The 15,064-nt window shown below is 70.5% G+C and carries 20 protein-coding genes; 12 read left to right on the top strand and 8 right to left on the bottom strand.

The window, feature by feature from the left end:
• Nucleotides 1-455 (bottom strand): hypothetical protein (locus VGT80_RS13765; protein WP_327456713.1); only part of this gene is annotated, 455 nt, incomplete at its 3' end.
• Between the two features lie 80 nt (nt 456-535).
• Here VGT80_RS13765 and VGT80_RS13770 point away from each other — a divergent pair.
• From VGT80_RS13770 to VGT80_RS13785, 4 genes are read left to right on the top strand one after another with little or no spacing between them, the layout of a single operon-like run.
• Nucleotides 536-1,000, top strand: a complete 465-nt coding sequence (locus VGT80_RS13770) for an iron-sulfur cluster assembly scaffold protein (RefSeq protein ID WP_327456715.1) — start codon at nt 536-538, stop codon at nt 998-1,000.
• Between the two features lie 56 nt (nt 1,001-1,056).
• Nucleotides 1,057-1,332 carry a membrane protein insertion efficiency factor YidD gene (yidD, locus tag VGT80_RS13775; RefSeq protein ID WP_327456717.1) on the top strand — a complete coding sequence of 92 codons (276 nt, stop codon included), beginning with the start codon at nt 1,057-1,059 and terminating at the stop codon, nt 1,330-1,332.
• A gap of 4 nt (nt 1,333-1,336) precedes the next feature.
• A complete protein-coding gene (gene thrS, locus VGT80_RS13780) occupies nt 1,337-3,316 on the top strand; it encodes a threonine--tRNA ligase (RefSeq protein WP_327456719.1) in 1,980 nt (659 codons plus the stop codon).
• On the top strand, nt 3,313-4,248 hold the full coding sequence (locus VGT80_RS13785; RefSeq protein WP_327456721.1) for a glycosyltransferase family 2 protein: 936 nt from the start codon (nt 3,313-3,315) through the stop codon (nt 4,246-4,248). The genes thrS and VGT80_RS13785 overlap by 4 nt, the downstream gene beginning before the upstream one ends.
• Nucleotides 4,249-4,287: 39 nt before the next feature.
• Here the strand turns inward: VGT80_RS13785 and VGT80_RS13790 are convergent, their stop codons facing one another.
• Nucleotides 4,288-5,202 (bottom strand): hydroxymethylglutaryl-CoA lyase, encoded by a 915-nt coding sequence (locus VGT80_RS13790; RefSeq protein ID WP_327456723.1) that lies wholly within the window; start codon nt 5,200-5,202, stop codon nt 4,288-4,290.
• On the bottom strand, nt 5,199-6,902 hold the full coding sequence (locus VGT80_RS13795; protein WP_327456725.1) for a glycosyltransferase family 39 protein: 1,704 nt from the start codon (nt 6,900-6,902) through the stop codon (nt 5,199-5,201). Before VGT80_RS13795 ends, VGT80_RS13790 begins: the two co-directional genes overlap by 4 nt.
• Nucleotides 6,903-6,959: 57 nt before the next feature.
• Between VGT80_RS13795 and VGT80_RS13800 the strand changes: the two genes are divergently transcribed.
• Nucleotides 6,960-7,703 (top strand): glycosyltransferase family 2 protein, encoded by a 744-nt coding sequence (locus tag VGT80_RS13800; protein ID WP_327456727.1) that lies wholly within the window; start codon nt 6,960-6,962, stop codon nt 7,701-7,703.
• A gap of 111 nt (nt 7,704-7,814) precedes the next feature.
• Nucleotides 7,815-8,132, top strand: coding sequence for a DNA-binding protein (locus VGT80_RS13805; protein ID WP_327456729.1), 318 nt, complete (start codon nt 7,815-7,817; stop codon nt 8,130-8,132).
• Nucleotides 8,133-8,150: 18 nt separating this feature from the next.
• Here VGT80_RS13805 and VGT80_RS13810 read toward each other — a convergent pair whose 3' ends face one another.
• Genes VGT80_RS13810 through phaR form a run of 3 tightly spaced genes read right to left on the bottom strand, consistent with a single transcriptional unit; the run spans nt 8,151 to nt 9,314 of the window.
• The gene (locus VGT80_RS13810) at nt 8,151-8,321 is read right to left on the bottom strand and encodes a hypothetical protein (protein WP_327456731.1); all 171 of its coding nucleotides are present in this window, start codon (nt 8,319-8,321) and stop codon (nt 8,151-8,153) included.
• A gap of 6 nt (nt 8,322-8,327) precedes the next feature.
• Nucleotides 8,328-8,660, bottom strand: a complete 333-nt coding sequence (locus tag VGT80_RS13815) for a hypothetical protein (protein ID WP_327456733.1) — start codon at nt 8,658-8,660, stop codon at nt 8,328-8,330.
• Nucleotides 8,661-8,699: 39 nt separating this feature from the next.
• A complete protein-coding gene (phaR, locus tag VGT80_RS13820) occupies nt 8,700-9,314 on the bottom strand; it encodes a polyhydroxyalkanoate synthesis repressor PhaR (protein ID WP_327456735.1) in 615 nt (204 codons plus the stop codon).
• A gap of 185 nt (nt 9,315-9,499) precedes the next feature.
• Between phaR and VGT80_RS13825 the strand changes: the two genes are divergently transcribed.
• The 3 genes from VGT80_RS13825 (at nt 9,500) to VGT80_RS13835 (ending at nt 12,290) form a co-directional block, all read left to right on the top strand.
• Nucleotides 9,500-10,675, top strand: a complete 1,176-nt coding sequence (locus tag VGT80_RS13825) for an acetyl-CoA C-acetyltransferase (RefSeq protein ID WP_327456737.1) — start codon at nt 9,500-9,502, stop codon at nt 10,673-10,675.
• Nucleotides 10,676-10,741: 66 nt separating this feature from the next.
• Nucleotides 10,742-11,467, top strand: coding sequence for an acetoacetyl-CoA reductase (gene phbB, locus VGT80_RS13830; RefSeq protein WP_327456739.1), 726 nt, complete (start codon nt 10,742-10,744; stop codon nt 11,465-11,467).
• Between the two features lie 55 nt (nt 11,468-11,522).
• Nucleotides 11,523-12,290 carry a DUF4908 domain-containing protein gene (locus tag VGT80_RS13835; RefSeq protein ID WP_327456741.1) on the top strand — a complete coding sequence of 256 codons (768 nt, stop codon included), beginning with the start codon at nt 11,523-11,525 and terminating at the stop codon, nt 12,288-12,290.
• A gap of 8 nt (nt 12,291-12,298) precedes the next feature.
• Here VGT80_RS13835 and gloB read toward each other — a convergent pair whose 3' ends face one another.
• Nucleotides 12,299-13,060 (bottom strand): hydroxyacylglutathione hydrolase, encoded by a 762-nt coding sequence (gene gloB / locus VGT80_RS13840; protein WP_327456743.1) that lies wholly within the window; start codon nt 13,058-13,060, stop codon nt 12,299-12,301.
• 77 nt (nt 13,061-13,137) lie between these two features.
• Here gloB and VGT80_RS13845 point away from each other — a divergent pair, with 77 nt between their 5' ends.
• From VGT80_RS13845 to VGT80_RS13855, 3 genes are read left to right on the top strand one after another with little or no spacing between them, the layout of a single operon-like run.
• Nucleotides 13,138-13,917, top strand: a complete 780-nt coding sequence (locus tag VGT80_RS13845) for a class I SAM-dependent methyltransferase (protein ID WP_327456745.1) — start codon at nt 13,138-13,140, stop codon at nt 13,915-13,917.
• 41 nt (nt 13,918-13,958) lie between these two features.
• Nucleotides 13,959-14,303, top strand: a complete 345-nt coding sequence (locus VGT80_RS13850; protein ID WP_327456747.1) for a P-II family nitrogen regulator — start codon at nt 13,959-13,961, stop codon at nt 14,301-14,303.
• Between the two features lie 34 nt (nt 14,304-14,337).
• Nucleotides 14,338-14,577 carry a DUF2188 domain-containing protein gene (locus VGT80_RS13855; protein WP_327456749.1) on the top strand — a complete coding sequence of 80 codons (240 nt, stop codon included), beginning with the start codon at nt 14,338-14,340 and terminating at the stop codon, nt 14,575-14,577.
• Nucleotides 14,578-14,583: 6 nt separating this feature from the next.
• On the opposite strand, the gene VGT80_RS13860 is transcribed toward VGT80_RS13855, so the two are convergent.
• Nucleotides 14,584-15,060, bottom strand: a complete 477-nt coding sequence (locus VGT80_RS13860) for a hypothetical protein (RefSeq protein WP_327456751.1) — start codon at nt 15,058-15,060, stop codon at nt 14,584-14,586.
• Between the last annotated feature and the right edge of the window lie 4 nt (nt 15,061-15,064).

The following is a 15,064-nucleotide window of genomic DNA, read 5'->3' on the forward strand; positions in this document are numbered from 1 at the left end:
TAGGCCGAAGGCTTGTTGAGCGGCGAGTCCCTGGGGATCGTCGCGCCGCGACGCGGCACGTAGAGCTTGTGGCACTCGTTGCAGGCGTCGTAGAGCCGCCCGCCGATCTCGAAGGCCTTGGCGCCGTCCTGGGCGCGGATCGCGGGTTCCCCCAGCTTGGCGATGTCGATCATCAGCTGGGCGTCGGCGTTCCAGGTCCCGGAGCGGGTGTAGGGCGGCTTCTGCAGGATCGGCCCCCACGCCTGCATGTCATGGGCGCCCTGCAGCGCCGCGGCGAACCGCTGCTTGGCCTGGGCCGGGGCCTCATTGTCCGGCGCATCGTTGCCGGCCGCCCAGAACGCCAGGGCCGCGGGGTTCACGTGCCCGGCCATGATGGTCTGCATGGTGTCCTGCGCGGCCAGCGCGGTGGAGGCGACGGCGGCGAAGGCGAGGGTGAGGGGAATTCGGGTCCGCATCGGCCGAGCCTGCCATGCGGCGAGGCTTCGACCTAGCCGCAGAAATTGACTCGCGGCCCGCAAATCACGATCTGAAGGCGATGATCGACGACCTCTATTCGGCCAAGGTGCTGGCGCTGGCCGCCAACCTGCCCCGGCTCGGCCGGCTGGCGGACGCCGACGGCTCGTCGGAGAAGGTGTCGAAGCTGTGCGGCAGCCGGGTGATCGTCGATGTCAGGCTGGACGGCGACCGGGTGGCCGATTTCGCCCAGGAGGTGAAGGCCTGCGCGCTGGGCCAGGCCTCGGCGTCCGTGCTGGGCCGCCACGCCGTCGGGGCCACCGCCCACGAACTGGAAATCGCGCTCAGTCAGTTTCGTGCTATGTTGAAGGCGGGCGGACCTGCGCCCGACGGACGATTTTCGGACCTTTCGATGCTCGCGCCTGTGAAGGACTATCCGGCCCGCCACACCTCGACGCTGCTCGCGTTCGAGGCGGTGTGCGAGGCTGTCCGCAGGGCCCTGGAAGCCAAAGGCGGGACCCGAACTAGTCCCGCCGGCGCGGCTTGATGCCTCGTGAGCCCTCGGCGTAAGCGCTGGGGCCAACCTTCCAGACCGTAGCCGGCATGACTTCCTACGAAAGCTGCGTCAGGGGCGCATTGCGCGCCTACAAGCTGACGCTTTCGCCGCTGATCGGGCGGCAGTGCCGGTTCCTTCCGACCTGCTCGGAATATGCCGCCGACGTCCTGATCGGCCACGGCCCGTGGCGCGGGAGCTATCTCGCCGCACGCAGGCTGTGTCGCTGTCATCCCTGGGGCGGTTCGGGCTATGACCCGGCGCCGCCCCCGAAAGCGCCCCTGGGCCAGAAGCCTGATGGCCAGGCGCGAACCGGACCCGAGTGAAGACATGATCGACCTGATTTTCCCCGACGGCTCGAAACGCCAGTACGACGACGGCATGACGGGCAAGCAAGTGGCCGCCTCCATCGCCCCGTCGCTCGCCAAGCGCGCGGCGCTGATCAAGCTGGACGGCGAGCTCTATGACGTGGACCGGCCCCTGCCGCACGGCGGCAAGTTCGAGATCCTGACGCGCGACGCCCCCGAGGCGCTGGAGACCATCCGCCACGACGTCAGCCACATCATGGCCGAGGCGGTGCAGGAACTGTTCCCCGGCACCCAGGTGACCATCGGACCGGCGATCGAGGACGGCTTCTACTACGACTTCGCCCGCGCCGAGCCGTTCAGCCTCGACGACCTGGCCAAGATCGAGACGCGCATGAAGGAGATCGTCGACCGCGACGAGGCCATCACGCGCGAGGAATGGGACCGCGACGAAGCGATCAAGCACTTCGAGGACATCGGCGAAACGTACAAGGCCGAGATCATCGCCGGCATCCCGGCGGGCGAGCAGGTCAGCGTCTACCGCCAGGGCGCCTGGAAGGACCTGTGCCGCGGTCCCCACCTGCCGTCGACCAAGGTCGCGGGCAAGGCGTTCAAGCTGACCAAGCTGGCCGGCGCCTATTGGCGCGGCGACCACCGCAATCCGATGCTGCAGCGGATCTACGGCACGGCCTGGGCCTCGGAAGCCGACCTCGAAGCCTATCTGCACCGCCTGGAAGAGGCCGAGAAGCGCGACCACCGCAAGATCGGCCAGGCCATGGACCTGTTCCACATGCAGCAGGAGGCCAAGGGGATGATCTTCTGGCATCCCAAGGGTTGGACGCTGTACCGCACGATCGAGTCCTACATGCGCCGCCGGCTGGACGCCGACGGCTATGTGGAGGTCAAGGCGCCCCAGCTGATGGACCGCGAGATGTGGGAGCGCTCCGGCCACTGGCAGAAGTTCGGCCAGAACATGTTCACCTGCGAGACGGCCGAGGGCGAGGTCCTGGCGGTCAAGCCGATGAACTGCCCTGGCCACGTGCAGATCTTCAACCACGGCCAGAAGAGCTACCGCGACCTGCCGCTGCGCATGGCGGAGTTCGGCTCCTGCCACCGCTATGAGCCGTCCGGCGCCCTGCACGGCATCTTCCGCGTGCGGGCCTTCACCCAGGACGACGCGCACATCTTCTGCCGCGAGGACCAGATCGAGGCGGAATCGACGAAGTTCATCCGGCTTCTGGAGAGTGTCTATCGCGACTGCGGGCTGGAGCTCCACGCGGTGAAGCTGGCGCTCCGCCCCGAACTGCGGTTCGGCACCGACGAGGTCTGGGACATGGCCGAAGCCAAGCTGGAGCGGGCGGCCAAGGCGGCCGGCATCGCCGAGGTCGAGCTGCTGCCGAACGAAGGCGCCTTCTATGGCCCGAAGCTGGAGTTCCACCTGCGCGACGCCATCGGCCGCACCTGGCAGTGCGGCACGCTGCAGCTCGACTATGTGCTGCCCGAGCGGCTGGACGCGGAATATACGGCGGAGGACGGCTCCAAGCAGCGGCCGGTGATGCTGCACCGGGCGATCTGCGGCTCGGTGGAGCGCTTCATCGGGGTGATGATCGAGAATTTCGCCGGCGCGTTTCCGCTCTGGTTGGCTCCGGTTCAGGTTGTTGTGGCCACCATCACGTCGGACGCGGACGACTACGCCCGCGAGGCGGCGGCCGCGCTGAAGGCCAAGGGGCTCAGGGTGGAGATCGATCTCCGCAACGAGAAGGTGGGCTACAAGGTGCGCGAGCACAGCCTGGCCAAGGTCCCGGTGATCGCCGTGGTCGGCCGCCGCGAGGCCGAGGAGCGTCGCGTGGCGCTCAGGCGCCTCGGATCCGATCAACAACAGGTTGTGGGGCTAGATGACGCCGCAATGGCGCTTGCCTTGGAGGCGACTCCGCCCGATCTTGCGAGCGAGGCTGGCGCGGGGGCGCCGGCGCGTGTGTTGGCGGGGGCATTGGAGGCTGGATGAACGGCATTGCCGCCCCCATCGTCGCCGTAGAGTCCGCCCGCACGGCGCACTTCTTCGCCGCGCGCCGCCGCGTCTCGGTGATCATGGTCGTCTACATGACCGGCGAGGCGCTGGCCGAGAGCGTCCTGTCGGTGCTGCGCGACCCGCTGGTGGACGAGCTGGTGGTGGTCGACAACGGCTCGACCCAGGGCGAGGGCCAGGCGCTGCGGCGGCTGGCCGATCGTGACGCGCGGGTGGTGCTGCTGGAAGGCCACGGCAATATCGGCTTCGCGCGTGGCGCGAACCTCGGGGCGCGCCGGGCTGTGGGCGAGTTGCTGCTGTTCCTGAACCCCGACGCCTTCCTGCAAGGCGGCTGCGTGGCCGAGCTGGTGCGCGAGATCGAGGGCCGGCCGGTGCCCTGCATCGTCGGCGGCCGGGTGCTGAATGCCGACCGCACCGAACAGCGCGGCGCGCGGCGCGGCGAGATCACCCTCATGAACGCCCTGATGTCGCTCAGCGGCCTGGCCCAGCGCGCGGGCCTCAAGCGCTATGAGGTGCACTGGGAGGGCGACGCCTTGCCGGAGCGCGCGGCGCCGACGCCGACCATCTCCGGCGCCTGCTTCTGCATGCGGCGCGAGGACTTCGAGGCGGTGGGCGGCTTCGACGAAGGCTATTTCCTGCACGTCGAGGACGTCGACATTTGCTGGCGCGTGCGCCGGCAGGGGGGCAGCGTGCTGTTCCATCCCAAGGCCGAGGTGATCCACCTGGGCCATACCAGCCATACCAGCCTGATCCGCGTCGAGCTCTACAAGGGCCTGGGCCTGGCGCGCTATTTCCGCAAGCGGGCGAAGGGGATCGGCGGCACGCTGATCGCCTGGGCCCTGTCGCCGCTGATCGTCTGCACGGCGGTGGCCCGGCCGGTGCTCTGGCGGCTGACCGGGCGGGCGGCTTAGGGCCCATCCGCGGGAAGCGCGGAACTTGGCGATCCGCCGCTAGGCTGCGTCCCTGGCCTTCGGAAATCCGCCGGCCCGGCTGACGGCGGCGGTCGGGGCCTTGCCGAGCAGGCCGGAGACCCAGCCCGCGGTGGCGATCAGGGCGTCGAGGTCGTAGCCGGTGTCAAAGCCCGCGCGCTCCAGCATGTAGACCAGATCCTCGGTGCCGATGTTGCCGGTGGCGTCGGGGGCGAAGGGGCAGCCCCCCAGGCCCCCACAGGAGGCGTCCAGCACCTCGACGCCGGCCTCGAGGCTGGCGAAGGCGTTGGCCAGGCCCGTGTTGCGGGTGTCGTGGAAATGCATGCGCAGCGGCACGCCCGGCGCGGCCTTGCGGGTCGCCTCGACGCGCTTGCGGACCAGCCAGGGGTCGGCGACGCCGATGGTGTCGGCCAACGCCAGTTCGTCGACCTGGGCCTGCGCGGCGGCGCGCACGATGCGCAGCACCTGGTCTTCCGAGACCTCGCCGTCGAAGGGGCAACCGAAGGCCACCGAGATGGTCACGGTGATCGGCGGGCCGCCCTCGGCCTGCCTGCGCTGGGCGATCGCCTGCATGGCGGCGATCTGCTCCTCGACGCTGGCGCCCTGGTTGCGGATGCCGAAGCCGTCGGTGGCGCAGACCACGATATTGGCCTCGTCGCACTTCGCGGCGAGACAGCGATCCCAGCCGCGCTCGTTGAGCACCAGGCCGATGCGTGAGCGGCCCCCCTGATGGGGCAGCGCTTCGGAAATCTCCTCGGCGCCGGCCATCTGCGGCACGCGCTTGGGATTGACGAAGGAGACGGTCTCCATGCGTCGGGCGCCGGCGGCCTCCAGGCGGTGGATGAACTCCAGCTTCTGATCCACCTCCAGCAGGGCCTTCTCGTTCTGCAGCCCGTCGCGGGGGCCGACCTCGACGATCTCGATGCGGTGGCTCATGGAAGGCCTCCTGCCGGTTGGTCTCTCGGGGGCGGCGCGCTGTCGGGCGCCCTGTAGATTCGTAGCGTCATCTTGTGTCCGTCCGAATAGTCGAGGCCCTTCACCTCGGCGACCTCCTGGGCGACGGCGTGGGCCGCCGCCAGCGCCTGGCGGAAGACCGGGTCCTGGCGATCCTCGACCACCGCCGGGCGGTGCTCGGCGATGGCCTGGGCCGCGTCGTCCGGGCCGCCAAGCTCGGTCTCGGTCCCCAGCGCGAAGACCAGGCTGGGCTCGGCGTAGCCCGCGACCGTCACCGGCGCGTCGGCGATGCCCTGCCGCGGCAGGAGCTGCGCCTTGCCCATGGCCGCCTCCGTCCGCCGCGATAGCCACAGCGGATCCAGCCGAGGCGCCAGGCCGGCGGCGAGGACGCCGTGGCCGAGCACCGCCAAGGCCAGCGCCGCGGCCACGGCGGGCAGGGGGCTTTCCCGCTTGACGATCATATAGGCGCCCGCGAGGCCGGCCGCCGCCAGCAGGGCCGCCGCGAGGACCGCCCAGGCGACATCGCCGCCGTGGCCGTAGAGCGAGGTGAGGTAGAAGACGCCGCCCGCCAGCAGGACGCCGAACAGGCCGGCCAGCACGGCGCCGGCGATCCGCACGCGCTTGCCGAGCGGCTGCATCAGGGCCGCCGCCGCCAGCCAGCAGACCGCGCCATAGGCCGGCAGGGTGTAGTGCGCCAGCTTGGTGGGCAAGGCCTCGAACACCAGCCAGGTGGGGATCAGCCAGGCGAGCGCGAAGCGCACGCCGGGCTCGGCGCGGCGCCGCCAGCCGGCCACCAGGGCCGCGGGGATCAGCAGGGTGACCGGGAACAGCAGCAGCGGCGCCAGCAGGGTGTGGTAGCCGGGCGGCGCGCCGTGGGTCTCCTGGCCGCCGGCCAGCTTCGGGGCGAGATCGCCGGCCAGCGCCTGGCTCCAGAACCCGCCGTCGGTGGCGACGGTGACGGCGCCGGCCCAGGGCCCGACGACGATCAGCACCAGGATCAGGCCCCAGTACCAGTTGAGCCGGCCGAGCCAGCCGGCCCGGCGGTCGGCGACGGCGAGCGCGATTATCGCCAGCCCGGCGACCATCGGGCCGACGGGACCCTTGACCAGCAGGGCCACGGCCATGGCCAGCCAGAAGACCATCGGGGTTCCCGCCCCGATCGGCGGGCCGTCGCGGCTGGCGGCGTAGATCCGGCCGAGCGCGGCCATGGCGAGCGTGGTGGTCCCGGCCAGCACCGCGTCGGTCTTGGCGATCATGGCCTCGGTGGAGAGCATGAAGGTGGCGCCCAGCATGGCGCCGGCCAGCAGTCCCGCCTCGGGCCCGAAGAAGGCCGCCGCCCCCCAGGCGCAGGCCGCCGCCGCCAGCATCGCGCCCAGCAAGGAGGGGATGCGGTAGGCCCAGATGTCGCGCGCCTCGGAGCTGGAGAAGGCGGTCACGCTGGCCGCCTGCAGCCAGTGGATTCCCACCGGCTTCTTGAAGCGCGGCTGGTCCTGGTAGCGGATGACCACGAAGTCGCCGGTCTCGAGCATCTGGGCGGTGGCTTCGGCGAAGCGCGACTCGTCGCGGTCGAGCGGCGGCAGGGCCAGCAGGCCCGGCAGGCCGGCCAGCAAGGCGATGAAGGCCGCCGCCGCCGGTCCCCGCCAGCCGCGGCTCCACCGCGCCAACTCACCCTGAAGCGTCATGACGACCCCATTAGCACGATCCTTTCCTCGTCCGCCTTTTCCGCTATTTGAGGGCCCATGGCCCGCAAGCCCGCCAACACCCCCGCGCCAGACATCTCGGTAGTCGTGCCCGTCTTCGACGAGGAGGGCGCAGCGCCGGCCCTGGCCCGCGAGATCGCCGCTGCCTTCAAGGGGCGCAGCTTCGAGATCGTCTTCGTCGACGACGCCAGCCGCGACGGCACCCGCGGCGCGCTGAAGGCGCTGCAGGCCGAGATTCCGCAGCTGCGGGTGCTGGGCCACGCCAAGAACAGCGGCCAGAGCCGGGCGATTCGCACCGGCGTCCTCGGCGCGCGGGGAGCCGTGGTGGTGACCCTCGACGGCGACGGCCAGAACGACCCCGCCGACGGGCCGAAGCTGGTGGACGCGCTGCTGGCCGGTCCGCCCAGCCTGGCGCTGGTCGGCGGCGAGCGGGTGAAACGCCAGGACAGCCAGGCCAAGAAGGTCGCCTCGCGCATCGGCAACGGCGTGCGAAAACGGCTCCTGAAGGACACCGCCAACGACACCGGCTGCGGGCTGAAGGCCTTCCGCCGCGAGGCCTTCCTGCGGCTCCCCTACTTCGACCACATCCACCGCTATCTGCCGGCCCTGATGCTGCGCGAGGGCTATCAGACGGCCTTCCTGCCGGTCGCCCACCGGCACCGCCAGACCGGCGTCTCGAAATACACCAACCTCGGCCGGCTGTGGGTCTCGCTGTCGGACCTCATGGGGGTGATGTGGCTGCAGTCGCGGGCCCGCAATCCGGCCGGCGTCGACGAGGCCTAGGTCAGGGCGCTGAGGATCAGGGTGACCAGGGCGAGGTCGATGAAGCGGTGGGCGAATTGCTGCATGATCTTGGTTAAGCAAGACCGGCGCCAAGCCTGACGGGGGAGCCCGATGGCCCTGTTCTTCGATGCGGAATGGTTCGACGCCCGCCTTGGCGAGCGCGGGGCTTCGCGCGCCGTGCTGGCGGCGGCGGTGGGGATGAGCGAGGCCGACCTGGCGCTGGTGTTCAAGGACCAGCGGGAAATTTCCGCCCAGCAGGTTGCGCAAATGGCCGAGTTGCTCGGGGAGCCGGCAGGCGAGGTGGCGTCGCGGGCGGGCGTGTCGACGCCGGCGCCGGGTCAGGCCGGGACGCACGACCAACGGATCGACAGGCTGGAACGTCGGGTCGCTGTGCTGGAGGCCGAGATCGCGGCCCTGAAAGCGCGCTGAAGGGCCGACCCGGCGCGGTCAGCGGTAGGGGACACGCACGGGCGGGCAGTGCGCTCTGTAGCCGGGCATGCAGGGCGGCGCGTAGTGCGGGTGGGTCCACACGAACCAGCAGTAGGCGGCGATCATGAGGACGACCGCGGCGCCGGCGATGTTGACCCAGAAAAGGACCGGATCCCTGGGCCTGAACAAGCCGCGCTAGATCTTTGTCCTGGCCCGGCCGCCGGTGGGCGCGCGGCGGTCCTTGGACCCCGACCATTCGGTGCGGTTGTAGAGGCTCTTGGCCGAGTCGATGAGCTCGGGGCCGGCGCGCAGGCCGCGCTTGGCGCCGTCCTGGCCCATCAGCTGGGCGGCGAAGGCGGCCTGGCCGTCGTTGTTGTCGTCCCGGGGCAGGATACGGTTCACCCGCTCGACCGGAACCGGCAGGCGCACGACCTCGGCCGACGCGGCCTCCTCGGCGGCGTCCGGCTCGGGCCTGGCGGCCCTGCGCAGCAGCACCGCGCGTCGGATCGGGTCAATTCGGGACATCATGCTTAAGCGTTTGCAAACCTTGCGCCATCAACGCGCGGCTCAGCCCTTGGTCCCCAGCTTGTCGATCTGGGCCTGCATCGCGGCCATCTGCCTGCGCAGCTGGACGAGGGCGTCGTCGGCGGCCGGTTCGGCGGCCTTCGGGGCCGCGCCCGCGGCGGCGGGAGCCGCCTCCTCGGGCCTGGTATAGGCGAAGGGCGAGAACATCTTCATGGCCCGGTCGAAGAGGGCGAGGTTCTGGCGAATCTGCTCCTCGAAGGCGCCGACGCCGGCGGTGGGCCCAAGCGCGGTGAACTGACTGCGCATCCGCTCCTGCTGCTGGGCGAAGGTGGCCAGCGACAGCTCCAGGTAGCTCGGCAGGAACGCCTGCACCGAGTTGCCGTAGAAGCTGATCAGCTGCCGCAGGAACTGGATCGGCAGCAGCGACTGACCCTGGCTCTCCTCCTCGAAGATGATCTGGGTCAGCACCGAGCGGGTGATGTCCTCGTTGGTCTTGGCGTCATAGACCACGAAGTCGACGCCCTTCTTCACCATGTCGGCCAGGTGTTCGAGGGTGACGTAAGAGGAAGAGGCCGTGTTGTAGAGACGCCGGTTGGCGTACTTCTTGATGACGACCCGCTCGCCCTGAGGCGCGTCGGTCCCTTGGGTGTCAGCCATCCGAAATCCCTGTCCGAAAGCCCTGCATCGGGCGCCTCCGCCAGCGCCTTCGTTCCGCACCGCAGTATCGCGGATGCGAGCAGATAATCAAAGGGAGTCGAATATTTGCAGGCTGCGGGCTTGCCGAAGCCGCGCCGCCTCCCGATAGATGAATGAGGGCCCCGTCCAGCTTCCGAGGATCCGCCATGACCGACATCGTCATCGTCTCCGCCGCCCGCACGCCGGTGGGCTCGTTCAACGGCGCGCTCTCGACCCTGGCCGCCCACGAGCTGGGCCGGATCGCCATCCAGGCGGCGGTCGAGCGCGCCGGAATAGCGGCGGCCGACGTGGACGAGGTGGTGATGGGCCAGGTGCTGCAGGCCGGCGCCGGCCAGGGCCCGGCGCGCCAGGCTGCGGTCAACGCCGGCATCCCGCTGGAAAGCCCCGCCTGGAGCCTGAACCAGCTCTGCGGCTCGGGCCTAAGGGCCGTGGCCCTGGGCGCCCAGCAGATCCAGGACGGCTCGGCCGAGATCGTCATCGCCGGCGGCCAGGAGAGCATGAGCCAGTCGCCGCACGCCCAGAACCTCAGGAACGGCCAGAAGATGGGCGACCTGAGCTTCGTCGACACCATGATCAAGGACGGGCTGTGGGACGCCTTCCACGGCTACCACATGGGCCAGACGGCGGAGAATATCGCCGCCCGCTGGCAGATCACCCGCGAAGACCAGGACCGCTTCGCCGTCGGCTCGCAGAACCGCGCCGAGGCCGCCCAGACGTCGGGCCGCTTCAAGGACGAGATCGTCCCGGTGACCATCAAGGGCCGCAAGGGCGACACGGTGGTCGAGAATGACGAGTTCATCCGCCACGGGGTGACGCTGGAGAGCATCTCGGGCCTCAAGCCCGCCTTCGCCAAGGACGGCACGGTGACGGCGGCCAACGCCTCGGGGCTCAACGACGGGGCCGCGGCCCTGGTGCTGATGAGCGCCGAGGAAGCCAAGAAACGGGGCCTGAAGCCGCTGGCCCGCATCGCCTCCTGGGCGCACGCCGGCGTCGATCCCGAGATCATGGGCACCGGGCCGATCCCGGCCAGCCGCAAGGCGCTGGAAAAGGCGGGCTGGAGCGTCGCCGACCTGGACCTCATTGAATCCAACGAGGCCTTCGCGGCCCAGTCACTGTGCGTGGTGCGCGACCTGGGCCTCGATCCGGCCAAGGTGAACGTCAACGGCGGGGCCATCGCCATCGGCCATCCGATCGGCGCCTCCGGCGCAAGAATCCTGACCACCCTGCTGCATGAGATGAAGCGATCGGGGGGCTCCAAGGGCCTCGCCACGCTGTGCGTCGGCGGCGGCATGGGCGTGGCCATGTGCGTCGAGAAGGTCTGACGCGTTAGAGACCGAGAGACGACCGCCGGAGCTCACAACCGGCGGCGAACCAGGGAGCGAAAACGCATGGCCAGGGTGGCTTTGGTCACGGGCGGGACCCGTGGCATCGGGCGCGCGATCGTCGAGCGGCTGAGGGCCGACGGCATGCAGGTGGCGGCCGGTTATTCCGGCAATGACAAGGCGGCCGAGGCGCTGAAGAGCGAACTGGGCGTCATGGTCATCAAGGGCAATGTCGGCAACTTCGCCGACTGCCAGCACGCCCGCGAGGCGGTGGAGCGCGAGCTCGGCCCCATCGAGGTGCTGGTCAACAACGCCGGCATCACCCGCGACGGGGTGTTCCACAAGATGACCTCCGAACAGTGGAGCGAGGTCATCCGGGTGAACATGGATAGCCTGTTCAACATGACCCGGCAGGTGATCGAGGGCATGCGCGACCGCGGCTGGGGCCGGATCATCAACATCTCCTCGATCAACGGCCAGAAGGGCCAGATGGGCCAGACCAACTATTCCGCCGCGAAGGCCGGGATGATCGGCTTCACCAAGGCCCTGGCGCTGGAGAACGCCAAGAAGGGCGTCACGGTGAACTGCATCGCGCCGGGCTACATCGACACCGAAATGGTCCAGTCGGTGCCGGAAAAGGTGCTGGAGAGCATCATCGCCCAGATCCCGGTGGGCCGCCTGGGCCACGGCGACGAGATCGCCGACATGGTGGCGTTCCTGGCCGGCGAACGGGCCGGCTATGTGACGGGTGCGACCCTGGCGCTGAACGGCGGCCAGTACATGGTCGGGTAAGGACCTTGCCGTAGTCCAAAAAGCGCCCCAGTCCACCGGCATCTCGTTGACAGTCATGGATGACGGGCCGACTGCGATTCCGAGGTCGATCTGCGCAGCGGTTTTCTGCGCAGCGATCGGATTCGCCGGATCGGCGTCGGCCCAGAGCCTGCACGACCTGTTGTTCGGCCACGGTCAGCAGCCGGCCGGGCGCGATTTCGGGGCGCCTGCGGTGGGCCGCTACGTCTCCGAGGACGGCGACAGCTTCACCCTGGATCTGACCCAAGACCAGCCGCTCTTGAAGTTCGAGAACAGCCCGGAGGTCTGGGCGCTGCAGCCGCATCCCGCGCCGCGCGGCGACGTGATCTACAAGAACGACCTGGGCGAGCCGGTGCTGCGCGCCACGCGGCTCGGCGGGCTGACCATCTTCACCGGCCATCGGCCGGACGGCGAGGCCGCGGCCCTGTCGGGCGGCGGGGCGCCGCTGCGGCTCGCGCCGCTGGGTCCGCAGGCGCTGCTGGAGCGGCTCGGCCAGGCCTCCTTGCGGGCCAGCCGGGCGGCCAAGCACGTGATCCTGTTCGACGCCGAGGCCAATCCGGCCTCCTCCGCGGTGATCGCCGATGCGGCCCTGGTGGCCAGCGTGGCGGTGACGCATCTCTCCGAGCAGCCGCAGGGGCGCAACCGGCTGGCGAGCCTGAAGCGGGTGTTCCTCGAGCAGGGCAAGCGGGTGGCCGCGGTGGTGCAGCGCGGCACGCTGAGGATCACCGTGGCGCCGGCCCTGGGCCTGGCCGGCCGTCCCTCGTCCCAGCGGATCGCCGCGGCGATGTCGGCGCCCGACCGCTAGACCGCTAGCTAGCCCTTGAACACGTCCTTGGCGGCGCGGACCGCGCCGAAGGCCTCGAAGTCGGGCTTGCCGGCCGCCCCCACGCGCGCGGCGAGCTGGGGGGCCCGCAGGAACGGATTGGTCGCCTTCTCCAGGCCGATGGTGGTGGGCACGGTGGCCTCGCCCCGCTCGCGGGCGGCGAACACCTGATCGGCGCGGCGCTTGAGCGCCGGATCGTCGTCCACCGACAGCGCGAAGCGGGCGTTGGAGGCGGTGTATTCGTGGGCGCAGTAGACGGTGGTGTCGTCCGGCAGGGACGCGAGCTTCTGCAGGCTCTCCCACATCTGCGCCGCGTCGCCCTCGAACAGCCGCCCGCAGCCCAGGGCGAACAGGGTGTCGCCGACGAAGGCGATGCGGTCGGCCTGATCGAAATAGGTGATGTGCTGCAAGGTGTGGCCGCCGGTCTCGATGACCTCGAAGCGCGTGGCGCCCAGTTCGACCAGGTCGCCGCCGGCCACCTGGCGGTCGAGCGGCGTCAGGCGAGTGACCTCGCCCGGCCCGATGACGGTGGCGCCGGTCGCGGCCTTGACCTCGGCGTTGCCGCCGGCGTGGTCGGGATGCCAGTGGGTGTTGAGGATGAACGCCAGCGTCCAGCCGAGCTTGTCCAGCTCGCGCAGGATGGCGCCGGCCTCCGGCGTGTCGATGCAGGCGGCGAGGCCCGTCGCCTCGTCGCGGGCCAGGAAGCCGTAGTTGTCGGACAGGCAGGGGAACTGGTGGACCTGGAGCGGCATGACGACCTCCTGCGCGACAACGGGTGAGACGCGATTTAGGTTGGCGATAGACCTTCGTCGAGCTTAGCCCAAGGCCCATGCGCCGCGACGTCCTCGAACTCCGCCAGTTCTACGCCTCCGACCTGGGCCGCGCCGCGCGCCTGATGGTCGGCCGCAAGGTCGTGGAGGCCTGGGGCGACGCCCATGGGCTGGACGTGCTGGCGCTGGGCTATGCGACGCCGTTCGTGGCGAGCCTCGCCCCCGCCGCGCGCCGCGTGGTGGCCGGCATGCCGGCGCAGCAAGGGGTGGAGATCTGGCCGGCCGGCCAGCGCAACCGATCGAGCCTGGTGGGCGAGGACGCCCTGCCCTACGCCAACGCCCTGTTCGACCGCATCCTGCTGGTCCACGCCGTCGAGGAGAGCCCGGATCCCATCGCCCTGCTGCGCGAGGTGTGGCGGGTGCTGGCCCCCTCGGGCCGGGTGATCGTGGCGGTGGCCGCGCGCAACGGGCTGTGGGCCAATTCCGAGAAGACCCCCTTCGGCCACGGGCGGCCCTATACGCGCAGCCAGCTCGCCGAGCTGCTGCGGGAGGCCGAGCTGGAGCCGGCGGGCTGGACGCGGGCGCTCTATGTGCCGCCGGCCGGCTGGCTGGCCGGCTGGGCCGAGGGGTTCGAGCAGGCCGGCTCGCGGCTGTGGCCCGGGTTCGCGGGGCTGGTGCTCATGGAGGCGGTGAAGCAGACCTTCGCGGTGAAGCCCAAGGGCGTGCGGGCCCGCGCCCGCGTCGCCAGGCCGATCCTCGTGCCCGCGCCGGGCGCCCAGCCGGTCTCCCAGACCCCGGTTCGCCGGCAACCCCTTGGACCGGGCGGTCGGAAGCCTTAGCTTGCTTGCCGAGTATCCGCCGCTTTCCGGGAGTCCCGCGCATGAAGATGATCGTGGCGATCATCAAGCCCAGCCGCCTCGACGAAGTGCTCGACGCGGTGACCGAGGCCGGCGCCTCGGGCCTGACGGTGACCGAGGTGCGCGGCTATGGCCGCCAGCGCGGCAAGACCGAGGTCTATCGCGGCGCCGAGTACGAGGTGAAGCTGCTGCCCAAGGTGAAGCTGGAGATCGCCGTGCCGTCGGACATGGCCGACAGGGTTATCGAGGCCCTGTCGGGCGCCGCCAACACCGGCAAGATCGGCGACGGCAAGGTGTTCGTCATGGACCTCGAGCAGGCCCTGCGCATCCGCACCGGGGAGCGGGACGCCGCCGCCATCGCGGGGTAGGCTGCCCTTGAGCGAAGTCCGAAGGAGCCCTGCCATGACCGAGGTCGTCTATCACGTGGTCGAGCATGACGGGGGCTGGGCCTACAAGGCGGAGGGCTCGTTCTCCGAGACCTTCCCGACCCGCGAGGCCGCCCATCGCGCCGCCGCGCGCGCCGCGGCCGAACAGCGCCAGCCCGGCAACGCCACCGGCATCAGCTATGAGGACAAGGCCGGCCGCTGGCACGACGAGGTGGCCTCCGGCGACGACCGCCCCGAGACCCGCGTCGACGACTGAACGGCTTCAGGCCGCCAGGGCGAAGCCGGGCCAAGCCTCGTCATCGGAATTGGGGGGCGGCCGCGCGGCGGGACGGCGGCGCCGAGCGCGGACGCGCGGCGATGTCCGCCGCACTATCAGCCGACGGACGCGCGCGGTGGCCGAACCGATGACCGCCTTGACGGCCCGCAGCCGCACGGAAGCGGCCACCAGCCAGGCCATCACGAGGATGTCCAGATAGGTCGCAACATCCAGGGCGAAGATCGAGGCGATCGCCTCGGGCAGGCCCTGCGCGACCAGGAAGGCGCCCTCGTTCTTGGCGACGACGATCAGGGCCACGCTGGCGGCGATCAGCAGCACGATCAGGATGACCAGTCCGGGGCGGATGCGGGACAGGCGTTCGGCGGGCCAATCCACGAGGGCGCGCCGCAACAGCTTGCCGACCGGGGTCTCCGGGGCCAGCCAGACGATCAGGCCCACGGCCAGCGCCACGAATGTCAGCATGCAT

This window comes from Phenylobacterium sp., from assembly GCF_035944335.1.
In the GTDB taxonomy this organism is placed as follows: Bacteria; Pseudomonadota; Alphaproteobacteria; order Caulobacterales; family Caulobacteraceae; genus Phenylobacterium.

Excerpts from the sequence above, each read along its gene's own strand:
- phaR (WP_327456735.1), bottom strand. The coding sequence starts at position 9,314 with ATGGCTGACACCCAAGGGACCGACGCGCCTCAGGGCGAGCGGGTCGTC.
- VGT80_RS13835 (WP_327456741.1), top strand. The coding sequence starts at position 11,523 with ATGGATGACGGGCCGACTGCGATTCCGAGGTCGATCTGCGCAGCGGTT.
- thrS (WP_327456719.1), top strand. The coding sequence starts at position 1,337 with ATGATCGACCTGATTTTCCCCGACGGCTCGAAACGCCAGTACGACGAC.
- VGT80_RS13805 (WP_327456729.1), top strand. The coding sequence starts at position 7,815 with ATGGCCCTGTTCTTCGATGCGGAATGGTTCGACGCCCGCCTTGGCGAG.
- VGT80_RS13850 (WP_327456747.1), top strand. The coding sequence starts at position 13,959 with ATGAAGATGATCGTGGCGATCATCAAGCCCAGCCGCCTCGACGAAGTG.
- VGT80_RS13855 (WP_327456749.1), top strand. The coding sequence starts at position 14,338 with ATGACCGAGGTCGTCTATCACGTGGTCGAGCATGACGGGGGCTGGGCC.
- VGT80_RS13795 (WP_327456725.1), bottom strand. The coding sequence starts at position 6,902 with ATGACGCTTCAGGGTGAGTTGGCGCGGTGGAGCCGCGGCTGGCGGGGA.
- VGT80_RS13845 (WP_327456745.1), top strand. The coding sequence starts at position 13,138 with ATGCGCCGCGACGTCCTCGAACTCCGCCAGTTCTACGCCTCCGACCTG.
- VGT80_RS13860 (WP_327456751.1), bottom strand. The coding sequence starts at position 15,060 with ATGCTGACATTCGTGGCGCTGGCCGTGGGCCTGATCGTCTGGCTGGCC.
- VGT80_RS13770 (WP_327456715.1), top strand. The coding sequence starts at position 536 with ATGATCGACGACCTCTATTCGGCCAAGGTGCTGGCGCTGGCCGCCAAC.
- VGT80_RS13785 (WP_327456721.1), top strand. The coding sequence starts at position 3,313 with ATGAACGGCATTGCCGCCCCCATCGTCGCCGTAGAGTCCGCCCGCACG.
- VGT80_RS13815 (WP_327456733.1), bottom strand. The coding sequence starts at position 8,660 with ATGATGTCCCGAATTGACCCGATCCGACGCGCGGTGCTGCTGCGCAGG.
- gloB (WP_327456743.1), bottom strand. The coding sequence starts at position 13,060 with ATGCCGCTCCAGGTCCACCAGTTCCCCTGCCTGTCCGACAACTACGGC.
- phbB (WP_327456739.1), top strand. The coding sequence starts at position 10,742 with ATGGCCAGGGTGGCTTTGGTCACGGGCGGGACCCGTGGCATCGGGCGC.
- VGT80_RS13825 (WP_327456737.1), top strand. The coding sequence starts at position 9,500 with ATGACCGACATCGTCATCGTCTCCGCCGCCCGCACGCCGGTGGGCTCG.
- VGT80_RS13790 (WP_327456723.1), bottom strand. The coding sequence starts at position 5,202 with ATGAGCCACCGCATCGAGATCGTCGAGGTCGGCCCCCGCGACGGGCTG.
- VGT80_RS13800 (WP_327456727.1), top strand. The coding sequence starts at position 6,960 with ATGGCCCGCAAGCCCGCCAACACCCCCGCGCCAGACATCTCGGTAGTC.
- yidD (WP_327456717.1), top strand. The coding sequence starts at position 1,057 with ATGACTTCCTACGAAAGCTGCGTCAGGGGCGCATTGCGCGCCTACAAG.